Here is a 20,196-nt window from a genome sequence, read left to right as displayed (position 1 = left end):
CGAACGGAACCGACTGGCGTCAGCGACCGATGCCAGCCGACGGCCGCGGCAAGACGAGTGCGGTGACGGCGGGCTCAGTTGCCGACCGACGTCGCCCGCTCGACGACGTCCGCACCGTACATCTCCTCGAGTTCCTCGTGCTGGTCCGGTCGGTGTTCGTAGACGTCCTGGAACAGCGCGATCGGCGTCTGGGCGGCCTGGTAGGTCGCCTCGTCCCACATGCGGTCTTTGCTGATGTCGATCTCGACACCGTCGATGACCAGGGTCGCCGACTGGGTCATGGCGATGGCACCTTTCCCGGCCTCCTTGGCCGCCTCGAACTCCTCCATGGAGTCGACGATGTCGTCCATGCTGGGGACGTACGACGTCAGGGCCAGCAGTTCCTCGCGCAGGCCGTCGGCGTCGAGTTCCATCTCGTCGTCGCCGACCTCCAGCTCGTACCGATCGTCACCGAGCGCGTCGAGTTCGACCTCGTCCCCGTCGTACACCTGTTTGCCGTCCACCGCCTCGAGTTCGACGTCCTCGCCGTCGACCTCCAGCAGCCAGCTCCCGGTCTTCGGTGGGAGCGGCGACCGGTTCGCCTCGACGACCTGTCCCGGCGTCAGCGACCAGATGCCGATCATCCCCTTCGCCCGGTTGTCGACCATCCGCTCGTGGTAGCCCTCGACGTCGCGGATGTCGTCGTACGGCCCGTCGACGGCGACGAGGTCGGCGGCGCTGGCTCCACGGGAGGTGTTGTGCCGCAGCTCGGGCCACGGGGGGAGCGATCCCGTCGGCGTCATGGCCCGCATGTCCTTGGTGTAGTCGACCTCACCGTCGACCAGCATGAACAGCCGTTCGAGGTTGTTCGACGGCCGACCCATCTCCTTGCGGAGGTCGCCCATGGCGAGTTCGGCCTCGCCGCTCTCGACGATGACGGACATCGAGAGGCTTCCCTCCTCGAGACCGTGCTCGTTCTCGACGATGGTGAAGAACTCGTCGGCCTTCTTCCAGTCGTCGATGTCGCCGACCTCGGGGATGACGAACCCGTCGATGTGGTCGACCGCGCCGTTTTCGGGGTCGGCGATCTCCAGCATCATCCGGAAGCCCGCGTAGCGTGTCGAGGGGTCGTCGCGGTGCCAGACGACCCGCGGGTGGATCTCGCCCGGGAACGCCGCCCCGTGTTCGGCGACGACGTCGACGATGTTCTCGACGCCCTCGTCACGCATCGAGGGCGCGGTCGCGTCCTCGTTGTCCGGGATCCAGGTGTCCGGTGCCTGCATCCCCCGGAGACCGGCGGCGCTCCGCAGCATCTTCGCGGAGTCGTCCTCGCCTTCCACCGCCGTCGGGGAGGTGAAGAACGTCCGGACGAACTCGCGCTCGTAGTGTCTTTCGGTGCTCATATCGACGTGTGCAGGGTTCGAAGAGAGCTATTAATCAGTTTGTATCGGGGCGATATTGTTTCGTAACGATTGTGTACCATCCGAGTTCCAATCTCCGTGGGAACCGGTCGGAGCGATCGAATTACCACAAATGAAAAATATACATTCAGATTAGACAAATTATTCTTCGCAATAGGCAACTTTAACAGGCGGACGCGAAAACCGATCGTCGATGACAGGCACCGACCACGACTGGTGGCCGAATCAGCTGGATCTGACGGTTCTCGACCGGAACGCGCACCGACCGGGGCCGATGGACGAGGAGTTCGACTACGCCGAGGCGTTCGAGCAGCTCGACCTCGAGGCGGTGAAATCGGACATCGAGGAGGTGATGACGACGTCACAGGAGTGGTGGCCGGCCGACTACGGCCACTACGGGCCGCTCTTCATCCGGATGGCGTGGCACAGCGCCGGCACGTACCGCACCAGCGACGGCCGTGGCGGTGCCGCCGGCGGGAGACAGCGCTTCGCGCCGATCAACAGCTGGCCCGACAACGCGAACCTCGACAAGGCGCGCCGGCTGCTCTGGCCGGTCAAGCAGAAGTACGGCCGCAACCTCTCGTGGGCCGATCTGCTCGTCCTGTCCGGGAACGTCGCCATGGAGTCGATGGGGTTCGAGACGTTCGGCTTCGCCGGTGGGCGCGAGGACGACTTCGCACCCGACGAGGCCGTCGACTGGGGCCCAGAGGACGAGTGGGAGGCGTCCGAGCGCTTCGACGAGGACGGCGAGCTGCAGGAGGGGCTCGGTGCCACCGTGATGGGACTCATCTACGTGAACCCGGAGGGGCCGGACGGCCAGCCGGACCCGCTCGCGTCGGCGGAGAACATCCGCGAGTCGTTCAGCCGTATGGCGATGAACGACGAGGAGACGGTCGCGCTCATCGCCGGCGGCCACACGTTCGGCAAGGTCCACGGTGCCGACTCCGGCGACAACCTCGGCCCCGAACCCGAGGCGGCTCCCATCGAGAAACAGGGCCTCGGCTGGGAGAACGAGTACGGCTCCGGCAAGGGTGCCGACACGATCACCAGCGGCATCGAGGGGCCGTGGACGTCGTCTCCCATCGAGTGGGACATGGGATATCTCGACAACCTGCTCGACTACGAGTGGGAGCCCGAGAAGGGTCCCGGCGGTGCCTGGCAGTGGACGCCGAAGGGCGAGGCGCTGGAGAACACCGTCCCCGACGCCCACGACCCGTCAGAGAAGCGAACCCCGATGATGCTCACGACGGACATCGCCCTGAAACGGGACCCCGACTACCGGGAGATCGTCGAGCGCTTCCAGGAGAACCCGATGGCGTTCGGCATCACCTTCGCGAAGGCGTGGTACAAGCTGATCCACCGCGACATGGGTCCGCCGTCGCGGTTCCTCGGCCCGGAAGTCCCCGACGAGGAGATGCTGTGGCAGGACCCGATCCCCGACGTCGACCACGAACTGATCGGGGACGAGGAGGTCGCCGCGCTCAAAACGGACGTGCTCGAATCCGACCTATCCGTCTCTCGACTGGTCAAGACCGCCTGGGCGTCGGCGTCGACGTTCCGCGACAGCGACAAACGCGGCGGCGCGAACGGCGCCCGGATTCGCCTCCGGCCCCAGCGAGACTGGGAGGTGAACGAGCCGGCGGAGCTGGCGACCGTGCTGGACACGCTGGCGGAGATCCGCGAGGAGTTCAACGACTCACGAACCGACGGGACGAGGGTCTCGCTCGCAGACCTGATCGTTCTGGGCGGCACCGCCGCCGTCGAGCAGGCGGCGGCGGACGCCGGGTACGACGTGTCCATTCCGTTCGAACCGGGGCGGACCGACGCCTCGCGGGAACAGACCGACGTCGACTCGTTCGAGGCGCTCAGGCCGACGGCCGACGGCTTCCGTAACTACCTCTCGGACGAGGCCACGCGGCCGGCGGAGGAACTGCTGGTGGACCGCTCGGAGCTCCTGAACCTGACGCCTTCCGAGATGACGGTGCTGGTCGGCGGGATGCGGGCGCTGGACGCGACCTACGGCGGCTCCGACTTCGGTGTCCTCACCGACCGGCCGGAGACGCTGACCAACGACTTCTTCGTGAACCTGCTCGACATGGAGACGGAGTGGGAGGCGTCAAGCGACTCAGACGACGTCTTCGAGGGGTACGACCGTGACACCGGCGAACTCCAGTGGCAGGCCACTCGCGTCGACCTCGTCTTCGGATCGAACTCGCGGCTTCGGGCAATCGCGGAAGTGTACGGCTCCGACGACGCCGAGGAGAAGTTCGTGCGTGATTTCGCGGACGCGTGGCGGAAGGTGATGACGCTCGACCGCTTCGACCTCGAGTAACTACGGGCGCGACTCCGGGCGGTGGTCGTCTCCGACGCCTTGGTGGACGACGCGGCCCTCATCCAAGCGGATTTCACGCTCTCAGACCGTGTACTCGTCCTCGCGGAGCTGGACGTACTTGCCGTTGCGGAAAGTGAACTTGCGCTTCTTGTACGTCCCGACCAGTTTCGCGGCGCTCACGCCGGCGCTCATCTTCGAGACGCTGAGCGACCGGTAGCCGCCCTTGTCGGTCTGGAGTTTCCTCGCCGTCCGGAACGCCCAGTCCCAGTCGTCGGGTCCGTAGTCGTGGACGATGTCGGCCATCGCCACGTTTCGCAGGACTTCGTCGTCGATCGCGTCCTTCCACGCGCGGTTGTACGTCGAGAGGTCGCCCTCGGCCGCCAGCCGACCGGCGATGGCGCCCGTCCGAACCGCGACGTGGTCGCCGCCCTCGTGGAACGCCGAGGTGGCACCCATCGCGCCCCCGACGACGGCGATACCCGCCCGCGCGGGCGAGTCGATCGGGCGCGTCGACGAGATCGGGTACGTCTCGGTCCCCTTCGACTTCGCGCGGTCTTCGACGAGGGGAAAGTCCGACTCGATGTCGTACTCGTCGCCGTACTCCTGTTCGAGGAGTCGACGGATGTACTCTCGTCCCCGGGGGATCCGCTCGTCGTCGGGGTGGAGGAGTTTGTACTTCTCGCGGTCCGCTACCTCCGAGAGGTCAAGGCCGATGGGCATCGTCAGCCCCACCCTGCACACCCGGTCGTCGTTCGGGAAGATCCACGGATACGCCGTGTGTCCCGGCATGTACCCCCACCAGAACTTGATCGCACCCGACACCTCCTCGTACACCTCTTCGGGGAAACGGCGGTGTTCCTGGTACGCGATGTGGTTGGACGAGGTGGACGCGAGTCGGTCCGTGATGTCGAACGGGAGGAACCGATCGAGCACCTTGTTGGTGATCGTCCGCTGAGGACCGTCGGCGAGGACGAGGAAGTCCGCCCCGACGTTCGACCCGTCGGCCGTCCGAACCAGGTGTCGGGGATCGTCTTCGCCCCCGTAGGCGTCGAGGTCCGTCTCGACGTCGCGGACCGACACGCCGGCGCGGTACTCCGCCCCGGCCGCCTCGGCACGGTCGCGGAGGAAGTCGTCGAAGCGGGCACGGTGGAAACAGTAGCCGAAGTGGTCGTACGAGGAGTCGATACCCGTCGACCGCATCGTCACCGACTCGTTCGGGCCGATGAACTCCGCGCGGTCGAGGTGGTGGAGGAGGACGCCGTCGGGGAACTCGTCGGGATGGATCCCCATGATGTCGACCCAGTAGTCGAGTATGCCCGCGGCGTCAGTCGAGTCGGGACCCAGTCGGTCGGGACGGTCGGTCCGGGGGACGCCCTTCTCCAGCACCAGTGCGGACCCCCCTGCGTCCGCAGCGGCGTGGGCCGCAGACGACCCGGCCGGTCCGCCGCCGACGATGGCCACGTCCACGCGTTCCATACTTCGTTCGCTCGGTGCGGCGGTATTAAACTCCACTCCTCTCCGGCGGACCGCAGCCCCCGGAGGTGGAGGGCGATCTGATACTGTCGGCTGTAACTGTCTCGAGACGTTCGGCACCCGAGGGTTTCGAAGTTCTTCGTGGACTTCCAGCCGACAGTATGACTCCCTGACGCTCCGTCTTCGTATCCTCTATTGGACAGGTCGGAGACGCCCGGTGACAGCCGCCGACCGATGACTGCCGCCAACCGACGACCGCCGACGATGGCCACTGACATCCGAACGAGGTGACGGCGACCTCGGCCGGTTCGAACGCACTCTTGATCGCACCCGTCGAACCCCGGCGCATGACCGACACACCACCGGACGTCGCCGTCCTCAGGCAGAAGGTACACGGGATGCCAGCCAGCGACTACGCCGCGGCGCTCCGCGAGCGGCTGCCGGACCACGAGATCCACCTCGCACGGACGCCCGCCGCCGAACGCGAGGCGCTCGCCGCGCGGGTCGTGACAGGACAGCGTCTCGCCCCCGACGACGCCGACGCGGGGATGGAGCTGTTCGCGTGCGCCTGGGCAGGTACCGACCACCTCCCCACGCGGGAGCTCGCCGACGCGGGCGTCGCCGTGACGAACGCCGCCGGGGTGCACGGTCCCAACGTCGCCGAACACGCCATCGGTGCGATGCTCGCGTTCACGCGCGGGTTCGACACCGCGTGGGCGCGCCAGCGCGACCGGGAGTGGCGCTCGTTCCAGGCCGGGGAGCTACAGGGATCGACCGTGACGGTCGTCGGCCTCGGCGCGATCGGCGAGGCGGTCGTCGACCGGCTCGACGGCTTCGGCGTCGAGACAATCGGCGTCCGTTACACGCCCGAGAAAGGCGGACCGACGGACGACGTGGTGGGGTTCGATGCGGTCCACGAGGCGTTCGCGCGGACCGACTACCTCGTCCTCGCCTGCCCACTCACGGAGACGACCGAGGGGCTCGTCGACCGCGAGGCGTTCGAGACCCTCCCGGCGGGTGCGGTCGTGGTGAACGTCGCCCGCGGACCGGTCGTCGACACCGACGCGCTCCTGTGGGCGCTCCGGCACAACCACCTGCGCGGGGTCGCGCTCGACGTGACCGATCCCGAACCGCTCCCCGAAGACCACCCGCTCTGGAACGTCGGAAACGTCCTGATCACACCCCACAACGCCGGCCACACCCCGCGGTACTACGAGCGCCTCGCCGAGATCGTCGCCGAGAACGTCCGACGGCTCGACGCCGGCGACGACGAGTTGCTCAACCGCGTGGTCTGACCCTCCGTCGGCACACGGGCCGATCGCCGGTCGCTCTCCCCGTCGCCCCCGCGCCCCTAGCGATCTGACGGCGTCGGTGGTGGTTTTTTTAAACTTTCACGGAATAGTGAGTGTATGGAAGGGAGACACGTGATCGTCCAGACAGCCGGTGGGACGTGGCACCGCGAGACCTGTCTCTGGACCCACGTCGGGGTGACCTGCAGACGCCAGCGGGTCGTCTCCGACACGGAACTCGAAGCCCTCGAGTCGACCTGCGATCACTGCCTCAACGACGTCTGACGAGGGAGCTCGTTGCGGGAGGCAGTCGGTGTCCCGACGTCGTAGTCACCAGGCGTCAGTTCCGACGATCTCGTTCCGCAGCGTCCCGACACCCTCGTACGTGATCTCGACGGTGTCGCCGGGTTCGACGAGGCCCGGGTTCGCGGGGCTGCCGAACGCGATCACGTCGCCGGGCTGGAGCGTGAACCGACGCGAGAGGAACGAGACGATCTCGGCGGGGCCGAACAGCATCAGTTCGGTGTTGGCCTCCTGCCGCCGCTCGCCCGCGACGTCGGTGTACATGTCGATGGCCGTGGGATCGACGTCGGTCTCGATCCAGGGACCGAGCGGTCCGGACCCCCGGAACGCCTTGCGGGCGGTCCGTCCCTGCTGGTCGAGCGCGTCCACGTCGTTCATCACGGTGTACCCGCGCACCACCTCGTCGACGTCGTCGGGACCGACGTCGCGGCACTCGACGTCGACGACGGCCGCGAGCTCTCCCGCGTACGTCAGCTCCTCGGTGAACGGCGGGTACGCGATCGGGTCGCCGTGTCCGAGCAGCGACGCTGGCGGTTTGATGAAGAAGTCGGGCTCCTCGGGACGTTCGTACGCCATCTGCTCCAGCGTCGCGGTGTAGTTTCGCCCGACGCAGTACAGCGCGGTCGGCTCACAGGGCGGGAGGAGGTGCGCCGGATCGACCGCGTACTCCCCGTCGTCGGTCACGAGATGGCCGTCGCGGTACGTTCCCGTGACGACGCCGTCGTCGGTCCGTGCTCTCGCTACTCGCATACCCCGGTGTCGCACGCTCCGAACCGAAAGCGTGTCGCTTCGTGTCCGCGGCGTCGTTCACGACGGAGTGACCGAGCGCAGCCAGTACATCGTTACCGAGTCCGTCGCGACGGTGACGAGTATCCCTTCGCTCCCGCTCGGTCGATCTACCCGTCGCTCGCGATCCGTGGCGATCAGGCGGTACGGCTTCGGCCCCCGAACGCGACGTACCGCACGACTGCGAGACGCGCCGGGCCACTCGTCAGGTCACGCGGATGGGTGGCCGCCCCATCGGACTTGAACTTCCGGGCGACTTCGGGCCGTTACGAGCCCGCCGCCGGTCCCCGGGTTCAGTCCTCGAGCGACTCGACGAGCTCGACGACGTGGCCGTCGGGATCCTCGAAGAACACGACGCGTGCACCCGCCTGCTCGACGTCCATCGGCCCCTTCACGAGCCCGTGGTGTTCGATCCGCGCCAGTTCGTCGTCGACGGAGTCGACGGCGAGCGCGAGGTGGTCCCAGGCGTCGCCGACCTCGACCGACTCGACCTCGGGGTCGTCGCGGAGCTGGATCTCGATACCGTTCTCGTCGATCACGTACCGGTTCTCGGCACCGGCGAGATCGAACGACCGCGAGTACTCGAAACCGAACTGTTCGTAGAACGCCTGGCTCTCGTCGGCGTCGGTCACGTTCAGACACAGGTGGATAAACGGTGCCATGCGGTAGGTCGAACCCTGTGGATGATAAAGCTGGTCGCTGTCTCCCGACGTGGCCCCACGAGACGGGCCGCTGTCCGAGTTCGCCGTGGGCCGAGCCGGAGCCGGGGACGCCGGCCGCGACAGATCGAGCGCGAGTATTCGCTATAGCTCCTCGCCGCCGGTGACGTTCAGCCGCTCGCCGTTCTTGTGTTCCGTGATCCCGAATTCGGTCGTCGCGTCGCCGCGAACCGTGCGGAACTCGTGTCGGTCGCCGCCGCCCTTCTCGCGGACGCGGTACAGCAGGACGTACCACTTGCTGTCGTCTTCGTCGTACGCCGCCTCGAGCGGAGTCCAGGTCGTGGAGTCTGTCATGACTGGTCGTGGAGAGGACGCGTCCGAACGACGTAAACTGACCGGCCCAGGGGGGAAGCTGATCGGATCGGGGGACACGAACGTCCCCGTCGGAGACGGGACGGTGACTCCTCCGCGTCCACGAACGACTACCACAGATTTATCACGAATTACTCGAAGGAATCTGCCATGGCTGTCGACGACCCGACACCGGAACCGTCGCCCGAGACGTCCGCCGCGACGCTCGGTCACGACCGCCCGGACGTCGAGGAGTACCGAGCGCTCGCGGGTGACCTCCGCGAGGCCGTCGAGGGCGGCGTGGAGTTCGACGAGTACGCACAGGTGCTGTACGCGACGGACGGGAGCGTCTACGGGGCGCGTCCCGCCGGCGTGGTGTTCCCCACCGACGCTGAGGACGTCCAGCGGGCGGTCGACGTGGCGACGAGCCACGGCGTCCCCGTCCTCCCGCGCGGCGCCGGGTCGTCGCTCGCGGGACAGGCCGTCGGTCCCGGCTGTGTCGTCCTCGATCTCACCCGACATATGGACGCGATCCTCGACGTCTCGCCCGACGACCGGCGGGCGACGGTTCAACCGGGCGTCGTCCAGGACCACCTCGATGCCCGGCTAGAAGAACACGGACTGAAGTTCGCGCCTGACCCGGCGTCGTCGGCGCGGGCGACCGTCGGCGGGGGTATCGGTAACAACTCCACCGGTGCGCACTCCGTGCGCTACGGGATCACGGACGCGTACACGGAGGAACTGAACGTGGTGCTCGCGGACGGCTCGCTCGTCCACACCCGTGAGGTCGTACTCGACTCGGAGGAGTGGGAGGCGATCGTCGAACAGGGCGACCTCGAGGCGCACATCTACCGGACCGTCCGGGGCGTCGTCGAGGACAACGAGGCCGAGATCGAGGAGCGCTACCCCACGCTGAAGCGGTGCGTCTCCGGGTACAATCTCCACAAGGTCGTCTACGAGAACGACGAGGGGGAGCGCTGCATCAACCTCTCGAAACTCCTGGTGGGTGCCGAGGGGACGCTGGGAGTGGTGGTCGAGGCCACGGTGAGTCTCGTCACCCGTCCCGAGGAGACGGCGCTCGTGCTCTACTGTTTCGACGACCTCGTCGACGCCATGCGCGCGGTCCCCGAGGCCCTGGAGTACGGTGCCTCCGCCGTCGAACTGATGGACGACGAGGTGTTTCGGCTCGCGGCGGAGTCGACCGAGTACGCCCAGTACGCCGAGGGGATCCCCGAGGGGACGAAGGCGGCGCTCATGCTGGAGTTCGACTCCGAGATCAACCCGGACTTCGAGGCGGCCATCGCCGAGACGAACGCCCACTTCCTCGACGATGGGGCCGAGCTCCTGGGCGAGGTGCCCGATCACAGGCGCGAGACCGACGGTGGCGCGACCGCGGGGCAGTCGTCGTCGCCGGCGGCGGCGACCGCGTTCGCCGCCATCGAGGCGTACTCGTCCGAGGCACAGGCGGACGTCTGGAAGCTCCGAAAGGCCGCGATCCCGCTGTTGATGTCGATGCAGGGCGACCCCAAGCCGTACCCGTTCATCGAGGACGCTTCCGTTCCCCCGGAAGAACTCGCGGAGTACGTCCAGCAGTTCGAGCGCGTGCTGGAAGAGAACGGCACGTCGGCGGCGTACTTCGCCCACGCGGGCGTCGGCACGCTCCACATCCGTCCCATCCTCTCGCTCAAGGAGGAGCAGGGCATCGAGACGATGCACGACATCGCCGACGCCGTCACGGATCTCGTGCTCGAACACCACGGCGCCTTCTCCGGCGAGCACGGCGACGGCCTCGCGCGGACGGAGTTCAACCCGAAGATGTACGGGGACCAGCTGTGGACCGCATTCAAGCAGGTGAAGACCGCGTTCGACCCCGACTGGCTCATGAACCCGGGGAAGGTCGTCTACCGCGACGACGACCCCACGGACATGCGCGACGACCTCAGATACGGGGCCGACTACGCTTCGCTGGAGCCGCAGACGACGCTCGACTTCTCCGAGGAGGGCGGTTTCTCGCATCTCGTCGAGCTCTGCAACGGCTGTGGCACCTGCCGGCAGACCGAGTCGGACGTGATGTGTCCCACCTACCGGGCGTCGAAAGAGGAGATCCAGACCACGCGGGGGCGGGCGAACATGCTCCGGGCGGCCATCTCGGGTGACCTCCCGGAGGACGAACTGTACAGCGAGCGGTTCCAAGAGGAGGTGCTCGACCTCTGCGTCGGCTGCAAGGGCTGCAAGTCCGACTGCCCCACGGGGGTGGACATGGCGAAGCTCAAGACCGAGGTCAAACACCAGTACCACCAGCGCGAGGGGACCTCTGCCCGGGAGAAGCTGTTCGCCGACATCGACTCGTGGTCGAAGCTGGGCAGCCAGCTCGCACCCGTGTCGAACTGGGCCTCCGAGGTGCCCGGGGCACGGACCGTGATGGAGTCCGTGCTCGGCATCGCGAAGGACCGCGAACTCCCGACGTTCACCCGCGAGACGCTCGTCGACTGGTTCGAGGAACGCGGGGGGGCGCAGGTTCCGGCCACGGATGCCGACCACCGTGTCCTGCTGTTCCCCGACACGTACACGAACTACTCGTACCCCGAGCCGGGGAAGGCGGCCGTGCGCGTCCTCGAGGCCGCCGGCGTCCACGTCTCGATCCCGACCGACCTCGAACCCTCGGGACGGGCGGCGTACTCGAAGGGATTCCTCGACCTCGCGGGCGACCGCGCCGAGGCGAACGTCTCACGGCTGCAGTCGAGAATCGACGACGGCTACTCGGTGGTGTTCGTCGAACCCTCCGACGCCGTCATGTTCCAGGACGAGTACCGCGACCTCCTCTCGGGGCCCGACGTCGAGGCGGTCTCGAACGCGGCCTACGGCGTCTGCGAGTTCCTCGACGTCCACCGGCTCGACGGGGCGCTCGAGACGCCCGACCCGGAGTCGGTCGGGTCGCTGACGTACCACGGCCACTGCAACCAGAAGGCGACGAACAAGGACCACCACGCCGTCGGCGTCCTCCGACGAGTCGGCTACGCGGTCGACCCGCTCGACTCCGGCTGCTGTGGGATGGCCGGCTCGTTCGGCTACGAGGCCGAACACTTCGAACTCTCGAAGGCGATCGGTCGCATCCTCTTCCGGCAGGTCTCCGACAGCGAGGGCGACCGCGTCACGGCACCGGGCGCGTCGTGTCGGTCGCAACTGGGCGACCGTGGTCCCTCGGCCGAGAACCCGCCGCACCCGATCGAACTCGTGGCGGAGGCGCTCGACTGAGATGGCCGACCTCTCCATCACGGTGTCGACCGGGACGGACGAGATCGACCTCGCCGCCGACTGGACCGACGACGCCCCCCGAACCAAAGAGGCCATCGCCGGCGCGCTCCCGCTCGAGGGCGACGCCGCGAAGTGGGGCGACGAACTGTACTTCTCGATCCCCGTCGACGCGGAGAGCGAGAACGCTCGTGCGGAAGTCGACGTCGGGACGGTCGCGTACTGGCCGCAGGGGAACGCGCTCTGTCTGTTCTGGGGGCCGACGCCGGCGTCGAGTGGGGAAGAGCCGCGGGCGGCATCTCCCGTAAACGTGGTGGCGCGGATCGACGACGTCTCGGACCTGGCAGCGGTCGACGGCGGAGCGTCCGTTCGCGTGAGCGTAGGCTGACCCACGTACCCCGGCGGTCGAGACACGGAGGCCGGAGCGAACTGGCTATCAGGACGTGAAATCCGAGCCGGACTGGCGGGGCTGTGTCACTATCGGTGTTGTCGTCGTCCAATACAGGCATGTGCGTTCAAGAGCGAACTCGAAACGCTGACAGTCGAACGTGGGTGGATCGTCCGTGATGAGGACACACCGGGCAGGGGCCGCACTGTTCTCGCTCGTACTCGTCGTCTCGTCCGTCGTGGGTGTCCTTGCGTTCGCCGGGACCGCACAGGCGGCGGTTCCGACGTTCAGTTCCGTCACGACCCTGGATACGGACGCCGACGGGAAAGTCGACCAGCTACAGGTCGTGTTCAGCGAGACCGTCCAGACCGGAATCGAGGCCGAAGAGTTCTCGATCGGGAGTGCGAACGGGCTCGGCGGGACGCTCGACACTGGCACCGGAGTCGGGAGCGACGACGGCGACGATACGATCACCCTCACCGTCGCGGAGGGCGGCTCCGTCGATTCGGGTGCGACGCCGACGCTCAGCTACGATCCGTCGGCGGGGGCTGATGGCTCCGCGTCGGTCGTTTCTGTCTCCACGTCCGAGGAGATGGCCGCGGAGACATCGCCGACCGCAACCGACGGCGTGGCGCCGGTGCTGTCGGCCGCGTCGACGCTCGATCGTGACGCCGACGGGAAGGTCGACGCCGCGACGTTGACCTTCGCTGAAAAGATCGACGATGCGACCGTGACCGCGAGCGACTACTCGATCGGCGGCCAGGCCGGTGAGGCGATAGACAGTCTCTCCGGGACGAACGACGAAACCGTCCAGGTGCGGCTCACGACCGACGCCAACGAGGTGTCGGGGACGGACGTGAAGGACGTCACCTACACCGCTGGGTCGACTGCAGACACCGCCGGCAACACGCTCGCCTCGGTCGCCTCCGGCGATCTCTCCGAGAGCGACGGCGCCGCGCCGGTCGTCACGAGCGGGCAGTATCGGGATACGGACGGCGACGCCGCGGTCGACGAGGTGGATCTGACGTTCTCCGAGACGGTTTCCTACAGCACGTTCAACGCGGACGACTGGTCCGTGACGACCAACGCGATCACGGGCCTCTCGCTCGACAGCCTCTCGAGTGGTTCCGGGACCAGTACGCTCACCTTCGGCGCGAGCGCGGACGCCGACATCACCGGTGCCGACGGTGGGAGCGAGCCCGCCGTCAGCTACGTCTCGGCGGGGACCGGCACCGTCGAAGACACGGCGAGCTCGCCCCTCGAGGCCGTCGATGGCTCGAGCGCGACGCTCGCGGACGCCGCGAAGCCCACGATCACCGGTATCGAGATCAAGGACACGGCGGGTGACGGCAACGTCGACGAGGTCGTGCTCACCTTCTCCGAGTACGTCGACACCGACGACGGCGCCGCACCGGCCGCGGCCGACGTCGGAACGCTGACGCTCCCCGACGGGTCGACGGCCGACCTCTCGAGCGCGACGTTCACCGACCCGGCAGGAACCGCCAGCACGGTCACCGTGAGCGGCATCACCGGCCAATCCACGGAGAACACCGCTGTCGGCAGCACGGACGTCTCCGGCGACCTCTCGGCGGACTGGGTCGACGCCAGTGCCGGGACGAACGCGCTCGTGTCGACGCTGGACGACGAGACGGTAACCGACAGTGCCGCACCTGTCGAGACGACGGCGACGTACAAGGACACGAGCGGCGACGGCACGGTCGACCGGATCGACGTCGATCACTCCGAGGACGTCTCGGCGAGTACGGCCGAGGTGGCCGACTACAGCCTCGGCGGGACGGACGCCGGCAGCGTGACCGTCGACAGCGCGGCCGTCAGCGGATCGGCCGTCAGGATCGGCGTCACCACGTCGCTGTCGTCGCCGTCGTTGACACTCGACTACGACGCGAACGCCGGAACCGCCGACAGCATCACCGACGGAACGAACGCCGCAGGGAGTTTCACCGACGTCTCGGTCACGGACGACGTGGTTCCGGAGCTGACGGCCGCCGAGACCCTCGACCGCGACGGCGACGGCAACGTGGACGCGGCGAACCTGACGTTCTCCGAGGCCGTCTTGGACTCGTCGGTCACCGCGAGCGACTACAGCATCGGTGGACAGACCGCCGAGGCCGTCGATACGCTCTCGACCGCGGACGACGATACGATCCAGGTGCGGATCACGACTGATGCGAACGAGATCGCGGGAACTGACGTCGCGGACGTGACGTACACCGCCGGTTCGACGACCGACGCCGCCGGGAACACCCTCGGCTCTGTCGCGTCCGGGGACGTCACCGAGACCGACGGCGCGGCCCCCGTCGTCACCTCGTTCTCGCTGACCGAGGACACGACTACCGAGGAACTGGACGTCTCCTTCGACGCCTCCGAGTCGCTCGCGACCGTCAGCGTCTCCATCTCCGGGCCGGAGAGCGCGACGATCACCTCGTTCTCCGCGTCGGGAACGACGTACACCGCATCGATCGACGTCTTCACGAACGGCGACTACACCGCGACGCTCGACACGGCCGACGACGCGGCGGGCAACAGCGCATCGTCGACGTCCGACACGGCGACCGTCGCGTTCGTCTCGAGCGGCGGCGGTTCGGCACCGTCCTCACTGTCCGATACGAGCTCATCCGCGCACCTCTCGGGAGCGACGGGCCTCTCGGAGGTCGGCGTCACGTTCGGTGGCGCGGCCGCCGGGACGATCAAGGTGAGCGAGATGTCGTCGCTCACCGGATCGATCCCACCGGGAACGTTCGTCTCCGCCGCGGAGGTCACCGTCCCGGCGTCGCTCACCGAGACGTCGTCGACGCTCAAGTTCGCGATATCGCGTGAGCGACTCGACGAACTCGGCGTCGACGCCTCGGCTCTGACCGTCTTCCGACTCCACGACGGGTCGTGGGACTCACTCGAGACGCGCGTCGTCGATCAGGATGGCGACACCGTCGTCGTCGAGGCAGACACCCCTGGCTTCTCACGGTTCGCTGTCATGGCTGGCGAGGACGCGTCGACCGCATCGACGACGTCGACGAGCGGCTCGCTCGACGAAGAGCCCGACGAGACGGACGAATCCAGCACGGGGACGAGCACCGACGTCGACGGGGAGAACGACCCGTCAACCGACGCCGACGGAGAGGACACGATGTCGACCGACGCCGACGGAGACCAGACGACCGCGTCACGAACCCCCGGGTTCGGCGTGGGCGTCGTGCTGTTCGCGTTCTTCCTCTCCGTCGCGGTCGGTCTCTGCCGGCTCGACTGACACCGCCACCGTCGGCTGACGGTACCACTCCGGTCTTTCTGCTCGCGGTCTCGCCCCGTCTCACCCGGTCTCGCGCTGGTGATCGACCGGCTCCGACCGGGTTCCGTCTCGGCGACGGCGGTCACGATCGTCCGTTCCCCGACAGCGTCGCCGCCGGGCACGAGCACGAACTAGTGGAGTGCGGTGGCTCCGGGACGCACGAACCGGTCGGCTGCAGTGACTCCGAGACGGTGACCATCGGATCCCCCGAGATACCAGCACGCCCACCGACGGAGCCACGATCGTCGCGATCGACCGCTTTCGACACCGGGTCGACACAGGATTTCAGGTGTGTCGCCGGCCGGACTCACTCCCTGACGTAGATGCCGGCGAACGCCCCGACCGCTACGCCGAGCAGGTGGGCGAACTCGGCGGAGCCCGCCCCGGTCGTCAGGACGAAATCGGTGAGCAACAGTGCGATCATGCCGACGCCACCGGCGACGCCGAGTGTGTACGCACGACCCGACCGGGCACCGGGACCCTCGCGGACGGTCCGCACCCCGACGAACGAGACGAACGCGACGACGCCCGCGCTCGCGCCGAGTGCGCCGCCCTCGACACCCGTGAGGAGGTAGCTCCAGACCTGTGCGGCCGTTCCCGCGAACGCGCTCACGGCGAAGAGCCAGTACCAGGTCGGCACCGACAGGTCGGACTCGGCGAGCGAGCCGTAGACGCCCAGAAACAGGAGGTTCCCGACGAGGTGGGTGACGGAGGTGTGGCCGAGCGGCGCGAGGAGCCACCCGGGCGAGGGGTCGGCGGTCGCCGCGAACCAGAACTCCACGGTCGCGAAGCCGAACAGCCACCAGAGCAGCGACTCGACGACGAACGCGGCGACGAGCACGGCCGCGAGCGTCGCCGTCGCCGGGTGGTCGGTCCGCCAGCGGTCGAGCGCGTCCACGAGCGCACGGCCTTCCATCGGTGGTCGACTCGACGTGTCGCGAGCGCTAAAGCGTCGCGGCCGCCCCGAGAGCCGCGTTTCGTTCCCGACTCGTCGTCCCGGAAGTCGCGTTTCGTTCCCGACTCGTCGTCCCGGAAGTCGCGTTTCGTTCCCGACTCGTCGTCCCGGAAGTCGCGTTTCGTTCCCGACTCGTCGTCCCGGAAGTCGCGTTTCGCACCCGGATCGCCGCTCGTCGTCCGGCGCGTGCTGGCGCGACTCCAGGTCGTTCCCACGAACGGACGTGTGCGGGAGACAGCGAGACCGTCGGTCTCGCCAGCCGTCTCGACGCGCGAGGGAGGGGTGAGCGGACGAACGGGTGACGCGAGTGAGCGCGCGAACGAATCGGCCGGGGCGGACGTGGTCTCACCGCGTACCGTGTCCGCTGGTCGAGCCCTGCCGAACCGCGCGGTCACGCTGTCGGTTCCGACGCGAGGGCCGGGTTCGCGTCGGTCCCGCTGGGCGAGCGGATCGGGTTCGCGTCAGCATCCGTCTCGACGCGACTGTCGGGTTCGGCTCGAGTCCGGTCCCGCTCAGACCCAGCCCTCTTCGACCAGTAGTTCCCCGTTGAGCAGCGACGCACCCGCCGCACCGCGGATCGTATTGTGTGCGAGACAGTTGTACTTCACGCCCGTCGACGTCTGCTGGATCCCGCCGGCGGAGACGGACATCCCACCCTCGAGATCCCGGTCGAGCCGCGGCTGTGGCCGGTTCGGATCGTCGAAGACGTGGATCAGCTGGTCGGGCGCGCTCGGCAGGTCGACGCCGGGGTACTCGCGCATCGCGTCGGCGACCTCGTCGACCGAGGGGTCGTCGGCGAGGTCGGCGAAGACGTTCTCGAGGTGGCCGTCGAGCGTCGGGATGCGGTTACAGGAGGCGGCGACGTCCATCCCGTGGAGTTCCACGTCGGTGCCGTCGAACGTTCCGAGCAGTTTGCGGGATTCGGTCTCCATCTTCGACTCCTCGCCGCCGATGTGGGGGAGGGCGTTGTCGATGATCTCCATCGACGTCACGCCGGAGTAGCCCGCCCCCGAGACGGCCTGCAGGGTGGTGACGTTGACGCGTTCGAGGCCGAACTCGTCGAGGGCGGCGAGCGTCGGCACCATCGTGATGGTCGAGCAGTTGGGGTTCTTCACGAGCGCGCCGTCCCAGCCGCGCTCGTCGCGCTGGACCTCGATCAGGTCGAGGTGACCGGGGTTGATCTCGGGGATCGTGAGGGGGACGTCCTCGGCCATCCGGTCGTTCGAGGAGTTCGACGAGACGACGTACCCCGCCTCCAAGAACAGGGGCTCGACCTCGGCGGCCACGGAGGACGGAAGCGACGAGAAGAGCAGATCGACGTCCTCGGGGACGTCGTCGGGATGGGTTCGACCGACGGTCATCGACGCGACGTCGTCGGGGATGGGCGTGTTGACGCGCCACTTCGCGGCCTCGCCGTACGAACTGCCCGCCGACGCGTCGCTCGCGGTCAGCGCCGCGAGCTCGAACGTCGGGTGGTCGTCGAGAAGCTGGATGAATCGCTGTCCGACCGCACCGGTCGCACCGAGAATACCGACTCGTACACTCATTGGCGTGTGCTTGTGTGGCACTCGCATAAGACGCTTCGGAATCGGGTTCGTGTTCACGATCGTTCACTCGAAACCACCCTTCGGGAGCGAAACGAAACGTTCGTCCGCTTCGAACGGTGGTCGGACGATGGATCGGTCGTTCGAGGGTGGCGAGTGCATCGTTCGGGCACCCCGCGCTCGGGACCGGACGCCGCGCGCGTTCCGACGGGGATCGTCAAACGACCGTGAGTCGACGGTTGACGTCGATACCCCGAACCGATAGAAACAGGTGGGTCATGTGTGAACTACGGCCCAAATGTTCAGCAAGGTACTGGTGGCGAACCGCGGCGAGATCGCGGTTCGGGTGATGCGTGCCTGCGAGGAACTGGGCGTTCGAACCGTGGCCGTCTACAGCGATGCCGACAAACACGCGGGCCACGTTCGCTACGCCGACGAGGCGTACAACGTCGGACCGGCCCGGGCGGCCGACTCGTACCTCGACCACGAGGCGGTGCTCGAGGCGGCGCGGAAGGCCGGCGCGGACGCGATCCACCCCGGCTACGGCTTCCTCGCCGAGAACGCAGCGTTCGCACAGAAGGTTGAGGAGAGCGAGGTGACGTGGGTGGGCCCCGCGAGCGACGCGATGGAGCGACTCGGCGAGAAGACCAAAGCGCGAAAGGTGATGAGCGAGGCGGGTGTCCCCATCGTCCCCGGGACGACCGACCCCGTCGAGTCGCCCGAGGAGGTCCACCAGTTCGGCGAGGAGTACGGCTACCCCATCGCCATCAAGGCCGAAGGTGGTGGCGGCGGCCGCGGGATGAAGATCGTCCACGAACCCGACGCCGCCGAAGAGAAACTGCAGAGCGCCAAACGGGAAGGGGAAGCGTACTTCGACAACCCGTCGGTCTATCTGGAGCGGTACCTCGAAAAGCCCCGACACATCGAGGTCCAGATTCTCGCCGACCGCCACGGCAACGTCCGCCACCTCGGCGAGCGGGACTGTTCGCTCCAGCGCCGACACCAGAAGGTCATCGAGGAGGGCCCGAGTCCCGCGCTCACCGACGACCTGCGCGAGAAGATCGGCGAGGCCGCCCGCCGCGGTGCCGACGCCGCCAACTACTACAACGCCGGCACCTTCGAGTTCCTCGTCGAGGAGGAAGAACGGGGAGACGGCGACCTGCTCGGCTCCGACGCGAGCTTCTACTTCCTCGAAGTGAACACCCGAATCCAGGTCGAACACACCGTCTCCGAGGAGATAACGGGTATCGACATCGTCAAGTGGCAGCTCCGGGTCGCCGCCGGCGACGAACTCGACTTCGCGCAGGACGACGTCGAGATAGACGGGCATGCCATCGAGTACCGCATCAACGCCGAGAACCCCGCCAACGAGTTCGCTCCGGCGACCGGCGGTGCCTTCGAGACGTACGACCCGCCCGGCGGTATCGGGGTCCGCCTCGACGACGCCATCCGCCAGGGTGACGATCTCGTGACCGATTACGACTCGATGGTGGCGAAGCTCATCGTCCACGGGAGCGACCGAGAGGAGTGTCTGGCGCGCTCCGAACGCGCGCTCCGTGAGTACACGATCGAGGGATTCCACACCATCATCCCGTTCCACCGGCTGATGATCTCGGACGAGGCCTTCCGCGCGGGAACACACACGACGAAGTACCTCGACAACGAACTCGACCGCTCGCGGATCGAGGCGGCGGTCGACCGCTGGGGCCCCGGCGAGTCGTCGAGCGGCGACGAGGACGAGGAGGTCACGGAGCGGGAGTTCACCGTCGAGGTCAACGGGAAGCGGTTCCAGGTCTCGCTCGAGGAGCGCGGCGCACCCGCCATCGAGGTCCCGTCCGGTGGCGGCGGGGGCGGTCGCAGCCGGCCCGACGCCGCCACGGGCGGCGACGGGGGGGCGGCCGCCGCGGCCGACGGCGCGCAGGTCACGGCGGAGATGCAGGGGACCATCCTCTCGGTCGACGTGAGCGAGGGGGACGAGGTGGCCGCCGGCGACGTCGTCTGCGTTCTCGAGGCCATGAAGATGGAGAACGACGTCGTCACCGAAGCGGGCGGCACGGTCTCACAGGTGCTCGTGAGCGAGGGTGACTCCGTCGACATGGGCGACGTGCTGGTCGTCGTCGAGTGACGGCGCTCGCGTGACACCGAAGCCGACGGCACGAG

Annotated in this window: 13 protein-coding genes and 1 pseudogene; 7 read left to right on the top strand and 7 right to left on the bottom strand. The window is 67.8% G+C overall.

Going from position 1 to position 20,196, the window contains the following annotated elements; all coding sequences use genetic code 11:
* Positions 1-74 precede the first annotated feature (74 nt).
* Positions 75-1,382, bottom strand: coding sequence for a malate synthase AceB (aceB, locus tag FZP69_RS13370; protein ID WP_152041905.1), 1,308 nt, complete (start codon positions 1,380-1,382; stop codon positions 75-77).
* Between the two features lie 184 nt (positions 1,383-1,566).
* On the opposite strand from aceB, the pseudogene katG reads away from it, so the two are divergent.
* Positions 1,567-3,732 (top strand): annotated as a pseudogene (gene katG, locus FZP69_RS13365) (catalase/peroxidase HPI); the annotation flags it as partial.
* 81 nt (positions 3,733-3,813) lie between these two features.
* Here katG and FZP69_RS13360 read toward each other — a convergent pair.
* Positions 3,814-5,208 (bottom strand): NAD(P)/FAD-dependent oxidoreductase, encoded by a 1,395-nt coding sequence (locus FZP69_RS13360; RefSeq protein ID WP_152041903.1) that lies wholly within the window; start codon positions 5,206-5,208, stop codon positions 3,814-3,816.
* A gap of 344 nt (positions 5,209-5,552) precedes the next feature.
* On the opposite strand from FZP69_RS13360, the gene FZP69_RS13355 reads away from it, so the two are divergent.
* Together FZP69_RS13355 and FZP69_RS22595 are read left to right on the top strand one after the other, a co-directional pair.
* On the top strand, positions 5,553-6,500 hold the full coding sequence (locus tag FZP69_RS13355; protein WP_152041902.1) for a D-2-hydroxyacid dehydrogenase: 948 nt from the start codon (positions 5,553-5,555) through the stop codon (positions 6,498-6,500).
* 114 nt (positions 6,501-6,614) lie between these two features.
* Positions 6,615-6,779, top strand: a complete 165-nt coding sequence (locus tag FZP69_RS22595) for a hypothetical protein (protein WP_192918581.1) — start codon at positions 6,615-6,617, stop codon at positions 6,777-6,779.
* Between the two features lie 45 nt (positions 6,780-6,824).
* Here FZP69_RS22595 and FZP69_RS13350 read toward each other — a convergent pair whose 3' ends face one another.
* The 3 genes from FZP69_RS13350 to FZP69_RS13340 all read right to left on the bottom strand — a co-directional run bounded on the left by FZP69_RS13350 (position 6,825) and on the right by FZP69_RS13340 (position 8,596).
* Positions 6,825-7,547 (bottom strand): fumarylacetoacetate hydrolase family protein, encoded by a 723-nt coding sequence (locus tag FZP69_RS13350; protein WP_152041901.1) that lies wholly within the window; start codon positions 7,545-7,547, stop codon positions 6,825-6,827.
* Positions 7,548-7,876: 329 nt separating this feature from the next.
* Positions 7,877-8,245 carry a VOC family protein gene (locus FZP69_RS13345; RefSeq protein WP_152041900.1) on the bottom strand — a complete coding sequence of 123 codons (369 nt, stop codon included), beginning with the start codon at positions 8,243-8,245 and terminating at the stop codon, positions 7,877-7,879.
* Between the two features lie 141 nt (positions 8,246-8,386).
* The gene (locus FZP69_RS13340; protein WP_152041899.1) at positions 8,387-8,596 is read right to left on the bottom strand and encodes a hypothetical protein; all 210 of its coding nucleotides are present in this window, start codon (positions 8,594-8,596) and stop codon (positions 8,387-8,389) included.
* Between the two features lie 168 nt (positions 8,597-8,764).
* On the opposite strand from FZP69_RS13340, the gene FZP69_RS13335 reads away from it, so the two are divergent.
* From FZP69_RS13335 to FZP69_RS13320, 3 genes are all read left to right on the top strand, one after another.
* Positions 8,765-11,848, top strand: a complete 3,084-nt coding sequence (locus tag FZP69_RS13335; protein WP_152041898.1) for an FAD-binding and (Fe-S)-binding domain-containing protein — start codon at positions 8,765-8,767, stop codon at positions 11,846-11,848.
* Position 11,849: 1 nt separating this feature from the next.
* Complete coding sequence (locus tag FZP69_RS13330) at positions 11,850-12,233, top strand: cyclophilin-like family protein (protein WP_152041897.1); 384 nt, start codon at positions 11,850-11,852, stop codon at positions 12,231-12,233.
* A 178-nt stretch (positions 12,234-12,411) separates the two neighbouring features.
* Entirely contained in the window at positions 12,412-15,498 is a 3,087-nt protein-coding gene (locus tag FZP69_RS13320) for a PGF-pre-PGF domain-containing protein (RefSeq protein ID WP_192918580.1), read from the top strand.
* 346 nt (positions 15,499-15,844) lie between these two features.
* Here FZP69_RS13320 and FZP69_RS13315 read toward each other — a convergent pair whose 3' ends face one another.
* Together FZP69_RS13315 and asd are read right to left on the bottom strand one after the other, a co-directional pair.
* Positions 15,845-16,453 carry a rhomboid family intramembrane serine protease gene (locus tag FZP69_RS13315; protein WP_152041895.1) on the bottom strand — a complete coding sequence of 203 codons (609 nt, stop codon included), beginning with the start codon at positions 16,451-16,453 and terminating at the stop codon, positions 15,845-15,847.
* 551 nt (positions 16,454-17,004) lie between these two features.
* Positions 17,005-18,039 carry an aspartate-semialdehyde dehydrogenase gene (gene asd / locus FZP69_RS13310; protein WP_152041894.1) on the bottom strand — a complete coding sequence of 345 codons (1,035 nt, stop codon included), beginning with the start codon at positions 18,037-18,039 and terminating at the stop codon, positions 17,005-17,007.
* Between the two features lie 295 nt (positions 18,040-18,334).
* On the opposite strand from asd, the gene FZP69_RS13305 reads away from it, so the two are divergent.
* The gene (locus FZP69_RS13305) at positions 18,335-20,161 is read left to right on the top strand and encodes an acetyl-CoA carboxylase biotin carboxylase subunit (RefSeq protein WP_152041893.1); all 1,827 of its coding nucleotides are present in this window, start codon (positions 18,335-18,337) and stop codon (positions 20,159-20,161) included.
* Positions 20,162-20,196: the final 35 nt, after the last annotated feature.

Source organism: Salinigranum salinum (genome assembly GCF_009176545.1).
Classification (GTDB): Archaea; Halobacteriota; Halobacteria; order Halobacteriales; family Haloferacaceae; genus Salinigranum; species Salinigranum salinum.
Note: the sequence above shows the minus strand (reverse complement) of the source record. Positions and strands in the feature narration are given on the sequence as shown.